This window comes from Pseudomonas sp. RL_105y_Pfl2_101, from assembly GCF_963970585.1.
Taxonomy (GTDB): domain Bacteria; phylum Pseudomonadota; class Gammaproteobacteria; order Pseudomonadales; family Pseudomonadaceae; genus Aquipseudomonas.
Genome location: NZ_CAXAPG010000013.1, coordinates 56,489 through 69,151 on the forward strand (window position 1 = coordinate 56,489; position 12,663 = coordinate 69,151).

12 protein-coding genes are annotated in these 12,663 nt (G+C 60.6%); 6 read left to right on the top strand and 6 right to left on the bottom strand.

What is annotated here, in order from left to right; genetic code table 11:
• Positions 1-48: 48 nt before the first annotated feature.
• The gene (locus AACY31_RS15990) at positions 49-549 is read right to left on the bottom strand and encodes an MgtC/SapB family protein (RefSeq protein WP_339480113.1); all 501 of its coding nucleotides are present in this window, start codon (positions 547-549) and stop codon (positions 49-51) included.
• A gap of 135 nt (positions 550-684) precedes the next feature.
• On the opposite strand from AACY31_RS15990, the gene AACY31_RS15995 reads away from it, so the two are divergent.
• From AACY31_RS15995 to mapR, 3 genes are all read left to right on the top strand, one after another.
• A complete protein-coding gene (locus AACY31_RS15995) occupies positions 685-921 on the top strand; it encodes a DUF3203 family protein (protein ID WP_339480112.1) in 237 nt (78 codons plus the stop codon).
• A 319-nt stretch (positions 922-1,240) separates the two neighbouring features.
• Positions 1,241-2,653, top strand: a complete 1,413-nt coding sequence (ccoG, locus tag AACY31_RS16000) for a cytochrome c oxidase accessory protein CcoG (RefSeq protein WP_339480110.1) — start codon at positions 1,241-1,243, stop codon at positions 2,651-2,653.
• 99 nt (positions 2,654-2,752) lie between these two features.
• A complete protein-coding gene (mapR, locus tag AACY31_RS16005; RefSeq protein WP_339480108.1) occupies positions 2,753-4,162 on the top strand; it encodes a GntR family transcriptional regulator MpaR in 1,410 nt (469 codons plus the stop codon).
• 150 nt (positions 4,163-4,312) lie between these two features.
• Here the strand turns inward: mapR and AACY31_RS16010 are convergent, their stop codons facing one another.
• A complete protein-coding gene (locus AACY31_RS16010) occupies positions 4,313-5,059 on the bottom strand; it encodes an SDR family oxidoreductase (RefSeq protein WP_339480105.1) in 747 nt (248 codons plus the stop codon).
• 78 nt (positions 5,060-5,137) lie between these two features.
• Complete coding sequence (locus tag AACY31_RS16015; RefSeq protein ID WP_339480104.1) at positions 5,138-6,016, bottom strand: Dyp-type peroxidase; 879 nt, start codon at positions 6,014-6,016, stop codon at positions 5,138-5,140.
• A 271-nt stretch (positions 6,017-6,287) separates the two neighbouring features.
• Here AACY31_RS16015 and ampC point away from each other — a divergent pair, with 271 nt between their 5' ends.
• Complete coding sequence (gene ampC / locus AACY31_RS16020; RefSeq protein WP_339480101.1) at positions 6,288-7,436, top strand: class C beta-lactamase; 1,149 nt, start codon at positions 6,288-6,290, stop codon at positions 7,434-7,436.
• A gap of 232 nt (positions 7,437-7,668) precedes the next feature.
• Here the strand turns inward: ampC and AACY31_RS16025 are convergent, their stop codons facing one another.
• The 3 genes from AACY31_RS16025 to AACY31_RS16035 all read right to left on the bottom strand — a co-directional run bounded on the left by AACY31_RS16025 (position 7,669) and on the right by AACY31_RS16035 (position 10,150).
• Positions 7,669-8,217, bottom strand: coding sequence for a DUF4174 domain-containing protein (locus tag AACY31_RS16025; RefSeq protein WP_339480099.1), 549 nt, complete (start codon positions 8,215-8,217; stop codon positions 7,669-7,671).
• Positions 8,218-8,506: 289 nt separating this feature from the next.
• A complete protein-coding gene (locus tag AACY31_RS16030) occupies positions 8,507-9,292 on the bottom strand; it encodes a sulfite exporter TauE/SafE family protein (RefSeq protein WP_339480097.1) in 786 nt (261 codons plus the stop codon).
• 108 nt (positions 9,293-9,400) lie between these two features.
• Positions 9,401-10,150, bottom strand: a complete 750-nt coding sequence (locus AACY31_RS16035; RefSeq protein ID WP_339480095.1) for a hypothetical protein — start codon at positions 10,148-10,150, stop codon at positions 9,401-9,403.
• A gap of 297 nt (positions 10,151-10,447) precedes the next feature.
• Here AACY31_RS16035 and AACY31_RS16040 point away from each other — a divergent pair, with 297 nt between their 5' ends.
• Both AACY31_RS16040 and AACY31_RS16045 read left to right on the top strand, forming a co-directional pair.
• A complete protein-coding gene (locus tag AACY31_RS16040) occupies positions 10,448-11,599 on the top strand; it encodes an aldose epimerase family protein (protein ID WP_339492008.1) in 1,152 nt (383 codons plus the stop codon).
• 175 nt (positions 11,600-11,774) lie between these two features.
• On the top strand, positions 11,775-12,596 hold the full coding sequence (locus tag AACY31_RS16045; protein WP_339504762.1) for an aldo/keto reductase: 822 nt from the start codon (positions 11,775-11,777) through the stop codon (positions 12,594-12,596).
• Positions 12,597-12,663: the final 67 nt, after the last annotated feature.

The following is a 12,663-nucleotide window of genomic DNA, read 5'->3' on the forward strand; positions in this document are numbered from 1 at the left end:
GCGAGCAAGCCCGCTCCCACAGGTTGTGTTTGCAGGCTCATAACTGCGTCACGGCTTGTCGCCCTTCTCCAACGCCCGGACGATCACCGGCATCACACTGAAGATCGCCAGCGCCAGCACCGTACTGAGCAACGCCGTCGCCTCCCGCCCCAACCCGGCGGCGACGCCAATGGCAGCGGTCATCCAGAGGCCGGCCGCCGTGGTCAGGCCCTTGACGTGGCCTTCGTCGCCGTCGTTGTTTTTCAGGATGGTGCCGGCACCGAGAAAACCGATGCCAGCGACCACGCCTTGTATCACCCGGCTCATCGCGTCAGCCTCGGACCCGGACATTTGTGGCACCAATACGAACAGCGCCGCCCCCAGGGCCACGAGCATGTGGGTCCGCACGCCGGCAGCCTTGCCCTTGTGTTCGCGCTCGAAACCCAGGATACCGCCGAGCAGTGCGGCCATGACCAGGCGCACCGTGACCTGGGTCACCTGCTGGGCATCGGTGATGTCGGCGAATTCCGCCAGCAGGGTTACCCAGACTTCATGCCACCAGGCGTCCATGGACCGTCCTCTTTTTCAGTCGATAAACGATGGACCACAGGCGGCGCCAGAGGTGCACCTGACCGCTGATCAGCCGCAACGAACCCTGGCTTGGCCGTGAGACCTAACGTTCATGACCCCAAAAGGAGGAACACCATGACTGTCCGTATCGATGACAACCAGACCTGCCATTTCGAAACCCCCAACGGCCCCGAACAGCGCCCCGCCAACGAGCTGACCATCATCACTGACCCGAACAAGGCCATGTCAGTCGTGGAGCTCAATGGCGGCCGGGTCTACATCACCGAGGCCGAGGCCGATGCACTGACCGTGGCCGGCGCAGTCGACGGACGCAAGCACCTGAAGGCCAGCGACAGCGGTTCGGCGATCTGAGCCCCACCGCCGGCCCCGTGGCGAGGGCGCTGTAGGAGCTGGCGAAGCCTGCGATCTTTTGATCTTGATCTTTTACTCTCGACTCAATTGTCAGTGGACAGATCGCAGCCTCGTTGCACTCGACAGCTCCTACAACCCAGCGGGAGCAAGCGCCCTCGCCACGGAGTGTTGTTTGTTCAACCATGGGTGCATCAAAGTGTCGCAGCGACTGGGCTTCGCGACATCTGATCCGGTTTTTATCGAAACACCTGAGTCTGTTATGCAAACAGTTCCATGGTCATAGTGCGCCGGCCAGATAGAGGCTGATGAGCGACCGACCATGAGCGATAGAATCCCCGTCCAGTTGATACAGACATTCGAACCTGCGCCAACGAAGATAAAGGCCAGGAGCACCGACAACCTGATCCACACCCGCAGCTTCACCGGTTTGTTTCGTACCCTGCGCATCAGCGGTGCGGGGGTTCTGTTTCTGCTGTTCTTCGGCACGGTGTGGTTGAACTGGGGCGGCCGCCAGGCGGTGCTCTGGGACCTATCCGAAAGTAAATTCCACATCTTTGGCGCGACCTTCTGGCCGCAGGATTTCATCCTGCTGTCGGCCCTGCTGATCATCGCCGCCTTCGGTCTGTTCGCGATCACCGTATTTGCCGGTCGCGTGTGGTGCGGATACACCTGCCCGCAGAGCTCCTGGACCTGGATCTTCATGTGGTGCGAGAAAATCACCGAAGGCGAACGCAACCAGCGGATCAAGCTGCAGGCCGCGCCCTGGGGCCTGAACAAACTCTTGCGCCGCAGCGCCAAGCACACCTTGTGGTTGGCCATCAGTCTGCTCACCGGCCTGACGTTCGTGGGGTACTTCACGCCGATCCGTCCCTTGGCCGAAGAGCTGCTGACCCTGCAAATGGCCGGCGTGAGCTTGTTCTGGGTGCTCTTCTTTACCGCAGCCACCTACCTCAACGCCGGCTGGCTGCGTGAAGCGGTGTGCATGCATATGTGCCCCTATGCACGCTTTCAGAGCGTGATGTTCGACAAGGACACGCTGACTATTTCCTACGATGCGGCCCGTGGTGAAATCCGCGGCCCACGCAAACGCGAGGCAAATCCGGCCAATATTGGCCTGGGCGACTGCATCGACTGCCAGATGTGCGTGCAGGTCTGCCCCACTGGCATCGACATCCGCGACGGCCTGCAAATGGAATGCATCGGCTGCGCGGCCTGCATCGATGCCTGCGACTCGATCATGGACAAGATGGGCTACACCCGTGGCCTGATCAAGTACACCTCCGAACATCAGTTGCAGGGCGGCAAAACTCACCTGCTACGACCTCGGCTGATCGGCTATACCGCCGTGCTGCTGCTGATGATCGGCACGCTGGTCGTGGCACTGATGCAACGGCCCATGGTGTCGCTGGACGTCAGCAAGGACCGTGGCCTGTTCCGCGAAAACAGCGCAGGCCAGATCGAGAACATCTACAGCCTGAAAATCATCAACAAGACCCAGGAGCGCCAGGACTATCACCTGTCGCTGGTGGACGGCAACGGCTTCATCCTGCAAGGCAAGACCCAACTGAGCCTTGCCCCGGGGGAAATCGTCGATGTGCCGGTGTCAGTGGCGATGCTCAGCGAACGGCCGAGCAAAAGCTCTCAGGAAGTGACGTTCAAGGTCGCCGACAGTGACGAGCCCGGCATCTACAGTGTCGCCAAGAGCCGTTTTGTCTCACCGATGAATCGTTGAACCCGTAAGATGCCGGGCATGTGGGAGAGCGTTGCTCCCACAGACTCTCCCACAGTAAAAAAAGCGCAAACCACGCGTCATTCAAGACTGGGCCCCACCATGAAACGCTACGAGAAATTTGCCGACGACATCGCTGAACTGATCCGCTCGGGCATGCTGGGGCCAGGTCAGCGCGTGCCGTCGGTACGCTACGCCAGCCAGACCTACGGTGTCAGCCCGTCCACCGTGTTCCAAGCCTATTACCTGCTGGAACGACGCGGCATGATCCGGGCCCGGCCGCGCTCCGGCTACTTCGTCAACAGCCATGCGCCGAGCCCGTTTTCCGAGCCGGCGATCAGCAGCCAGGTGCACGAGTCCACCGAAGTCGACGTCAGTGAGCTGGTATTTTCAGTCCTCGACTCGATCAAGGACCCAGCCACCGTACCGTTCGGCTCGGCATTCCCCAGCCCGACGCTGTTCCCACTGCAACGGCTGTCCCGTTCGCTGTCCAGCGCAACACGGGACATGGACCCGCGAATGGTGGTCACGGACATGTCGCCGGGCAATCCACACTTGCGCCGACAGATCGCCCTGCGCTACATGGTCGGCGGGCTCATGCTGCCCATGGAGGAACTGCTGATCACCAACGGCGCCCTGGAAGCCTTGAACCTGTGCCTGCAAGCCGTGACCGAGCCCGGCGATCTTGTAGCGATCGAGGCACCAGCGTTCTACGCCTGCCTGCAAGTACTGGAACGACTCAAGCTCAAGGCCGTGGAGATTCCCGTCCACCCGCGCGACGGCATCGACCTGGACGTGTTGGCGCAGACACTGGAGCGCCATCCGATCAAGGCCTGCTGGTGCATGACCAGTTTCCAGAACCCCATGGGCGCGACCATGCCCGAGGAGCGCAAACAGGCGCTGGTAGAGTTGCTGCGGCGCCATCAGGTGCCACTGATCGAGGACGACGTCTACGCCGAGCTCTATTACAGCCAACAAGCGCCCAAGCCTGCCAAGGCGTTCGACACCGAAGGTCTGGTGATGCATTGTGGTTCGTTCGCCAAGAGCCTGGCACCGGGTTATCGCATAGGCTGGGTCGCCGCCGGGCGCTACGCGCAAAAGATCGAACGGCTCAAGCTCATGACCTCGCTGTGCGCCTCGATGCCGGCCCAAGCCGCCATCGCCGACTACCTGCAACACGGCGGCTACGACCGTCACCTGCGCAAACTGCGCTATGCCCTGGAAGAACAGCAAAGCGCGATGCTCGCCGCCATCGCCCGCTATTTTCCGGCCCAGACCCGGGTCAGCCAGCCGGCGGGCGGTTACTTCCTGTGGTTGGAGCTGCCGCAGCAGATGGATTCGCTGAAACTGTTCCAGATGGCTCTGGCCCAGGGCATCAGCATCGCGCCGGGACCGATCTTTTCACCGACCCGGCGTTTCAGGAATTGCATCCGCTTGAACTATGGCAGCCCGTGGACCGAGGTGTCGGAAAAAGCCATGGAGACGTTGGGGCGGATTATTCGGTCGTTTTGATAGGGAGTGCGCTGTTATTGCCCCATCGCGAGCAGGTTCGCTCCCACAGTGGGTTTGCAGAGAGACGAATATCTCAGGTACTCAGCAGATCTCATGTGGGAGCGAGCCTGCTCGCAATGGCGGCAGAACAGGCGCCCCATATTCCAGGACTCAGCGCCCGCCCCCCAAATCCACAAACGTCCCGGTCGCATACGAAGCCTTGTCCGACAACAGCCAGATAATCGCTTCGGCCACTTCATCCGGACGACCGCCCCGGGCCATGGGGATCGCTGACTCCAGCTTGCTGACCCGGCCCGGGTCGCCACTCAGGGCATGGAAATCGGTGTAGATGTAGCCGGGGCGCACCGCGTTGACACGGATGCCTTCGCCGGCCACTTCCTTGGACAGGCCGATGGTGAAGGTGTCCAGCGCGCCCTTGGAGGCCGCATAATCGACGTACTCCCCCGGTGCACCCAGGCGCGCGGCCACCGACGAGACGTTGACGATGCTGCCGCCCTGCCCGCCATGCCTGGGCGACATGCGCAGCACCGCGTGCTTGGCGCAAAGAATCGGCCCCAGCACGTTGGTCTTTAGGATCTTGAGAATGCGGAATTCGGACATTTCATCGAGCCGGGACTTCTGGGCCACCGTGCCGGCGTTGTTCACCAGGGCGGTGACACGGCCCAGCTCGGCGTCCACCCGGTCGAACAGGCCGATCACTTCGTCTTCGATGCTCACGTCGGCCCGCACGGCAATCGCCTGCGCCCCCTTGGCCCGGACCTGTTCAAGCACCTCCTGCGCGGCACTCTCATCGGACTGGAAATTGATGCAGATCCGATAGCCCAACTCGGCAGCCAACAGCGCGGTGGCCGCCCCGATTCCGCGGCCGCCACCGGTGATGACGATGACTTTATCCACGCTTGCTTCCCCCATTCCACGGATAGACGTCCATCCCAAGAATAGCGTTCACGTCACGCTTTGCACAAACCGCTGCGTTTACCGGGCCAGGGCACGCAAATCCAGGCGTCCGTCCAACTGCGGCGGGCACCAGTAATAGCCGCCGGTGATTGGCCGGCTCATGCGATAGAGGCCATCGGTGATGCCGTCTTCCAGGCCACTCATGCGGCGCAGTTGTGCCTCGAAGGCATCGAGGGAGAAACCGAACGCCAGGAACATCAGCCCTGCACGGTCGCCTTCGATCCAGGGCATGGAGCGACGTACCACGAACGCCTCCGGGGCGAAGCTTTCCTGGGCGGTGCGTTTGACGTGGGCCGACGCCGGCGCATCGTCGATTTCTTCGTTGTCGCTCAGGCGACGGCCCATGATGTTGTCGCGCTCATGGGGTTGCATCGCCGCGAAGCCGTCCAGATCGTGCTGCCATTGCTGGATCGCGGCGAAACTGCCACCGCGCACCCCGTCGGCGCCCTGGACCAGGGCGGCGGCGATGGCCGCTTCGTCGTGAGGGTTTTCGGTGCCATCTTCGTAGCCGGTCAGGTCATGGCCGGCCCTATGGCGGAAGGCTTCGTTCATCTGCACCAGGCGCAGCGCCGGGGCCAACGCCGCCTCGATGGTGCGACTGCGGTGCATCAGCTCGCCGCGGTCTTCGCCGTGCAGCCAGCACCACAGTGCGTGTTGGGTCGAGGGGTTATCCACGCCCACGCCGGCCAATGCAGGAAAGGCCCGCAGGCCTTCGACCTGGGCGCCCAGCGCCTGGACCAGTGATTCACCAAAGCCGACCACGGCCCGCCCATCGACCAGCAACAGGAGTTTGTCTATCGCAGCCGGCAGTGCCTCGACCGATTCCAGGGCAAAAAACAAATGACGGGCCTGAGGTGGAACAGGGGTGGCGAGAATGCCGGGCTGGTAGTCACTCATATGAACTCCTTTAGAAAGAGCGCAAGTTTACCCGGCAGCCACGGGTTTGTGTGGTTTGCCATACACCACCGAAAGCCGGCGGCCCAAGATTTGCGTCGGCACACTGCTGCGGCCCCGTCGGACGACTCCGAACCGCCCTTGAGCCGGATGCGCACCGATTGCCGAGCAACCGAAAATCTCCTAGATTGACCACCCCAAAATGCACTCAGGCATCGAAAGTTGCTGGATGCAGAGCGGCTTGAACCACCGCCACCCAAGGAGACGGTCCAACATGCACATGGCTAAATCGATACTTGCAGGCACTTTTTTCCTGGTCTGCGGGGCGGCTCCGGGCTTTGCCCAGGATCGTATTAAAGACGCCGTCAATGGCACGATCCTGCCCTTGATGCAGCAACAGGAGATCGCCGGCATGGCCGTGGCGATCACCTACAACGGTCAACGCCACTACTTCAACTACGGCGTGGCCTCCAAGGACACGAAAACACCGGTCACCGACCAGACTCTCTTCGAAATCGGCTCGATCAGCAAGACTTTCACCGCCACCCTCGGTGCCTATGCCCAGGCCCAGGGCAAGCTGTCCCTGGCGGAGCCGGCCAGTCGCCTCGCCCCCGAGCTGCGCGGTAGCGCCTTCGAGGGCTTGAGCCTGCTCAACCTCGCCACCTATACCGCCGGAGGCCTGCCGTTGCAATTCCCCGCCGAGACGGATCATCCGGACCGGATGTTCAGTTACTACACGACCTGGAAGCCGCTCTACCCGGCCGGCACCCAGCGGCTCTATTCAAACCCAAGCATCGGCCTGTTCGGCTATCTGGCAGCCCGCAGCATGGGGCGGCCATTTGACGAAGTGATGGAGCGCACGCTGATGCCAGGGCTGGGCCTCAAGCACAGCTATGTCCGGGTGCCACAGGATCAGTTGGGCCGATACGCCCAAGGCTATGCAAAAGACGGCAAGCCCGTCCGGGTCGGGCCGGGTGCCTTGGATTCCGAGGCTTATGGGGTGAAAACCAGCTCATCGGACCTGATGCGTTTCCTCGAGGCCAACCTGCGACCTGAAAAACTGGACGCGGATCTGAAGCAAGCGATTGCCACGACACATACAGGTTTTTACAGGGTTGGCGGGATGAATCAGGGCCTGGGTTGGGAGTTCTACCCTGCCCCGTTCACGCTGGATGACCTGCTCGCTGGCAACACACCGCAAATGGCCCTGATCCCACAAAAAGTCGAACCTCTGAACCCTACCCGCCCAGCGCCGGACGGTGCCTGGGTCAACAAGACAGGATCTACCAACGGTTTCGGCGCGTACGCGGCGTTCGTGCCCGGAAAGGACATGGGGATCGTCATGCTTGCCAACAGGAACTACCCGATCGAGGAACGGGTGAAAGCGGCGCATCGGATCCTGATGGCGTTGGATGGTCAATAGCGAGGGCGTCGAGCCCGCTGGGCCTGTAGGAGCTGCCGAAGGCTTGGGGCCGTGTTCGGACGATCTTTTGATCTTTTGATCTTTCGCTTCAGACTCAATTGCCTGGGGCAAGATCGCAGCCTCGTTGCACTCGTCAGCTCCTACAGCGCTCCTACAGAGTTCCTACAGCGCTTCTACAGCGCTTCTACGGACGCAAGCGCCCTCGCCGCAGGGGCTTTGTCGTGACTGGAAATCAATCATCCAACGGCTTCGGCGCAGCCGCCGGCTTGACTGCCTTGCCAGGCTTGGTGCCTTTCGCATCCTTGGCCGGTGCGGGCTCCGGCGCAGGAGGAGGTGTCGGGGCTGCCGCCTCTTTTTCTGCCGAAGGCAATTTATCGACAGTATCGAAGATGTCTTTCAAGCCGATCGCCCCGGAATGCTCAAGCTTTTTCTCCCCATCCTTACCCACCAGGATAATCTTGGTCTGTGCCCCGGCTCCCAGCTTGAGCGAGCGTATCAACGCCATGGTGCTTTGTGGGTCCAGATCTTTGCCATCGCGCTGCCCAATGGTATTGAGCACGGTATAGAGCACCATGTTGCGCTCGGAAAAGCCCTGCTTGCCTGCCGGCTCATCCAAGGCCTTTTTCAGGCTCACCCAGGCAGGGTCGACCGTGCTGGGCGCGATGACAACAAGGGGACGTGACTTGCCTGTGTCCGCCAACAGGGGCGAGTCGCCATCGGCAGCGAACAGGGGACCGGCGATGGCCAGCAAGGTAGCGAAGGTCAACGACCGAATGATCATGCGCCTCTCCTTTTGATATTTACGCTGTACTGATTGCACAGGGCGGCGATTGTTCCGCGAGAGTCGCTCAATACTGCGCCAGCCTGACTTGAAGCTTAGGCCAGGGGGGTCATTGCGCAACCATGGTAGCCAACACATGCAGGAGGAAGGGGTCTGAGCGCTAAAAGTACAATCACCGCAAACGAGTGTGGGAGCGGGCTTGCTCGCGAAGGCGGCGTGACAGCAACATGTTCATCGACTGCCACAGCGCTTTGGCGAGCAAGCCCCACAATGGATCTGGGTGTCAGTGCTAGAACGCCAGCTTGAACCCGATCATCGCCAGCATCACCGCCAGGCACGGGCGCAGCAGTTCGTCGGAGATGCGTCCCGACAAATGACTGCCCAGGTAGATCCCCGGCAACGAACCGATCAACAGCAAGCCCAGGATGTGCCAGTCCATGTTGCCCATGCTCGCATGACCCAGGCCAGCCACCAGGGTCAGCGGCACGGCGTGGGCGATCTCGGTGCCCACCAGGCGCTTGGTGACCAGGAACGGATAAAGGATGAACAGTGCGACGGTGCCCAAAGCGCCAGCGCCTATCGAGGTCAAGGCGACCATCGTACCCAGCACGAGGCCCGTGATGACTGTCAGCACATTGAGTCGCACACCGGTGGGATTGTAATGGCCGCCTGCGCGGTCATGAGCGAATTGCAGCAGACGCTTCTTGAACAGGATCGCCAGGGCGGTGACGAACAACACAAAGCCCAAGGCTTGCTTGATCACCGCGTTCATGGCGTCGGGGGAGCTGTGCAGGCTGCTGAGGAACCACAGCGTCAAGCCGACCGCCGGCACGCTGCCCAACGTCAACCAGCCGGTGATCGCCCAGTCGATGTTGCGGTTTTTGGCATGCACCAAGACACCGCCAGACTTGGTAATGGCCGCGTACAGCAGGTCCGTACCTACCGCCGTCGCAGGATTGATACCAAACCACAGCAGGATCGGGGTCATCAGCGAACCACCGCCCACGCCGGTCATCCCAACGATGAAGCCGACCACCAAGCCTGCAACGACTAAACCGACATTACCGAAATCCATTAAACCCGTCTCAGTACGACCGCGTGAAAAATCTGGCCGCGAGCATAGCGATTTTTCTTATAACCTCCCTATATCAATATGATCTATCTTTATGCCTTCCTCGCCATTTCATTGGACCGGCAGGAAGTTGAGGAACAGCAGGCTCTGGGCGTAATTCAAGCCAATCCGCCGGTAGCGCTCGTCGAGCATCTGGGTCAGCAGGTCCAATCGTGCGACGATTTTTCCGAACTCCACGGCGAAACTCAGATTGCTGCCCTCCTCCGAAATCTCATTGGAAAACAGCAACAGCTTGCCGTCCTTGTCCTGCCGCTGGCTCAGCAGCCAAGTGGCTTTTTCGATATTGCGCGCCGCGTTGCTGACAAAACGCGGGTCGATGGTGTCGGTCATGTAGAACTCCAGGCGATTGCCGTGAGCGGTGACCAGCATGCTGCCGATGGCGTAGATGAACGCCCCAACCCGATCACCGAGAAATTCCGGGCTCATGGCATAGCTCAGGGCCGCCAAGTCCTTCTTACCGCCCAGGGTCGGCAAGGGCTGTTGCTGCTCAATGGCCATGCGCACCTGTTTTTCCGCGGTGCGGGCGTCAAGAAAGCCGGACTTGCGCAGTTCCTCGGGGTTGCGCAGGTACAGCTTGCTCATCAGCAGATAGAGGCTTTGCAGGTTGTCATGCATCGACAACGTGGCCATGCGATCGACGCTGGTCTGCAAGAACTCCTGGGGCTTGGCGTTGCTGAACTGCGTGACCATGTCCTGCCCCTGCTGATGACTGCAGCCGCCGCTGAACAGCATCGACACACCGACCAACAATGCCAGGCAGCAGCGGCGCAATCTCGTCACAGAATAAAAAACACCGGCCATCGAGTCTCGGTCTGGGCATGGGGAAGCGATGGGGGTCGTCGCTTCCTGGCCATGGATAGAGCGGAAAAAATCACAAAAGTGCAATACCTGGAGAACACCCTCAATCTCCAGCAACGCCTCAACCGCTCAATTAGTCTTACTTTTTAGTTGATTAATCTCAGTTGATAGCTATAAATCCCTTCTATCCCATCAAATAGAAAGACTACTGAACAGAAAAACCTTCAGCGCTGTCCGACCAGTAACGGACTCGCCCCGCGTTCAAAACAACAACAAGACAACAGGAAGGAAGGTCATACCATGCTTGAATCCAGACAACTGCTCACGGCCCTCGGAGTCTCTCTGATGATCGCCACCTCGGCTTCCCAGGCTGCCGGCCTGACCAACGAACGCGTTGCGTTTGGCAAGACCGACGACGGCACGGCGGTGGAAAAATTCGTGCTGCGCAACAGTCACGGCATGGAGGCCACGGTCATCACCTACGGCGGTATCCTCCAGTCATTGAGCGTGCCGGACAAAAATGGCAAACCCGCCGACATCGTGCTTGGCTTCGACGACGTGCAGGGTTACCAGAAGAACGGCAGTGTGTATTTCGGCGCGACCATCGGCCGCTTCGGCAATCGCCTGGCCGACGGCGCCTTCGAGCTGGACGGCAAGCGTTACCAAGTGCCGCAGAACGACCATGGCAACGCCTTGCACGGCGGGCCGCAAGGGTTCGACAAGCGCGTCTGGAAGGCTCAGCCCCACAATGCCCAGGACTCGGTGGGTGTCACCCTGACCTACCTGTCACCCGATGGCGAGATGGGCTTTCCCGGTGCACTGAAGACCGACGTCACCTACAGCCTCAACGAACAGAACGAGTTGCGCATCGAGTACAAGGCCACCACCGACAAGCCCACGGTGCTGAACCTGACCAACCACAGCTATTTCAACCTGGCCGGGGCGGGCAACGGCGACATACTCGAGCAGATCGCGACCCTGCATGCGGCCCATTACACGCCGGTCACCGGCAAGCTCATTCCCACCGGCGAACTGGCCCCCGTGGCTGACACACCGATGGATTTCACCCAACCCACCGCCATCGGCACCCATATCAAGGTTGATCACCCGCAACTCAAGTTCGCCGAACCGAAACAAGGCGGCTTCGATTTCAACTGGGCGCTGGACGCCAAGGGCGACGTGAACAAACTGGCCGCCGAGGTGTATGACACGGAGTCCGGACGACTCCTGCAGCTCTACACGACCGAGCCTGGCGTGCAGTTCTACACCAGTAACTTCCTCGACGGCACCGTCAAGGGCAAGCAAGGCAAGGTCTATCCGCATTGGGGCGCGTTTACCCTGGAAACCCAGCACTACCCCGACTCGCCCAACCAGCCGAACTTCCCCTCAACGCGGCTTGATCCGGGCCAGACCTACACCCAGACCATGGTGTTGAAATTCTCCGCAAAATAAAAAAAGCACCACCCCGTAGGAGCTGTCGAGTGAAGCGAGGCTGCGATCTTCCCCCTGACACTTGAATTTCAAGCGAAAGATCAAAAGATCGTCCGAATGCGGCCCGAGCCTTCGCCAGCTCCTACGACTATCCTGCTGTCCATTGGATTATCGATCAGCACAACAGGAGAAAAGCATGAGGATGCTGGAATTGGCGGGTGTGTCCGTACCGGTCATTGGCCAGGGCACCTGGCGCATGGGTGAGGAACCGTCTCATCACAAGAAAGAAGTGGCCGCCCTGCGGTTGGGAATCGAATTGGGCATGACCCTGATCGACACGGCGGAGATGTATGCCGAAGGCGGTGCCGAGACCGTCGTTGGCGAAGCGATCACCGGCCTGCGCGACCAGGTTTTCCTGGTGAGCAAGGTCTACCCGCACAACGCCAGTCACAAAGGCATTCCCCTGGCCTGCGAACGCAGTTTGCGGCGGCTCGACACCGATTACATCGACCTTTACCTGCTGCACTGGCGCGGACAGTACCCGCTGGACGAAACCGTCGAAGCCTTCGAGCGTCTGCGCGAAGAAGGCAAGATCGGCCGTTGGGGCGTGTCGAACTTCGACGTGGCGGACCTTGAAGAACTGGCCTCGCCGGCCTGCGCGACCAACCAGGTGCTGTACAACCTGCAGGAACGCGGCATCGAATTCGACCTGCTGCCCTGGTGCCAACGCCAGTCCATGCTCATCATGGCTTACTGCCCGCTCGGTCAGGGCGGCCACCTGCTCAAGGATCACACCCTGGGACAAATCGCCGAACGCCATCGCGCCACACCGGCGCAGATCGCACTGGCCTGGCTGTTGCGCCAGGACAATGTGATTGTCATTCCCAAAGCCGTGAAGCCTGAGCATGTGCGCTTGAATGCCGAAGCGGCCAACCTCAAGCTTGAACCGCAGGACCTGACAGCCCTCGACCTGATATTTCCCCAGCCCCAGGCCAAGCAACGCTTGGCGATGGTCTAGGAACTGTGTAGGAGCTGTGAGCTGTGCAGGAGCTGTGCAGGAGCTGTGTAGGAGCTGTCGAGTGCAA

Bases quoted from the DNA above. Each gene is read 5' to 3' on its own strand.
- AACY31_RS16040 (WP_339492008.1), top strand. From the start codon at position 10,448: ATGCTTGAATCCAGACAACTGCTCACGGCCCTCGGAGTCTCTCTGATG.
- AACY31_RS15990 (WP_339480113.1), bottom strand. From the start codon at position 549: ATGGACGCCTGGTGGCATGAAGTCTGGGTAACCCTGCTGGCGGAATTC.
- AACY31_RS16030 (WP_339480097.1), bottom strand. From the start codon at position 9,292: ATGGATTTCGGTAATGTCGGTTTAGTCGTTGCAGGCTTGGTGGTCGGC.
- AACY31_RS15995 (WP_339480112.1), top strand. From the start codon at position 685: ATGACTGTCCGTATCGATGACAACCAGACCTGCCATTTCGAAACCCCC.
- AACY31_RS16025 (WP_339480099.1), bottom strand. From the start codon at position 8,217: ATGATCATTCGGTCGTTGACCTTCGCTACCTTGCTGGCCATCGCCGGT.
- ccoG (WP_339480110.1), top strand. From the start codon at position 1,241: ATGAGCGATAGAATCCCCGTCCAGTTGATACAGACATTCGAACCTGCG.
- AACY31_RS16035 (WP_339480095.1), bottom strand. From the start codon at position 10,150: ATGGCCGGTGTTTTTTATTCTGTGACGAGATTGCGCCGCTGCTGCCTG.
- AACY31_RS16045 (WP_339504762.1), top strand. From the start codon at position 11,775: ATGAGGATGCTGGAATTGGCGGGTGTGTCCGTACCGGTCATTGGCCAG.
- AACY31_RS16015 (WP_339480104.1), bottom strand. From the start codon at position 6,016: ATGAGTGACTACCAGCCCGGCATTCTCGCCACCCCTGTTCCACCTCAG.
- mapR (WP_339480108.1), top strand. From the start codon at position 2,753: ATGAAACGCTACGAGAAATTTGCCGACGACATCGCTGAACTGATCCGC.
- ampC (WP_339480101.1), top strand. From the start codon at position 6,288: ATGCACATGGCTAAATCGATACTTGCAGGCACTTTTTTCCTGGTCTGC.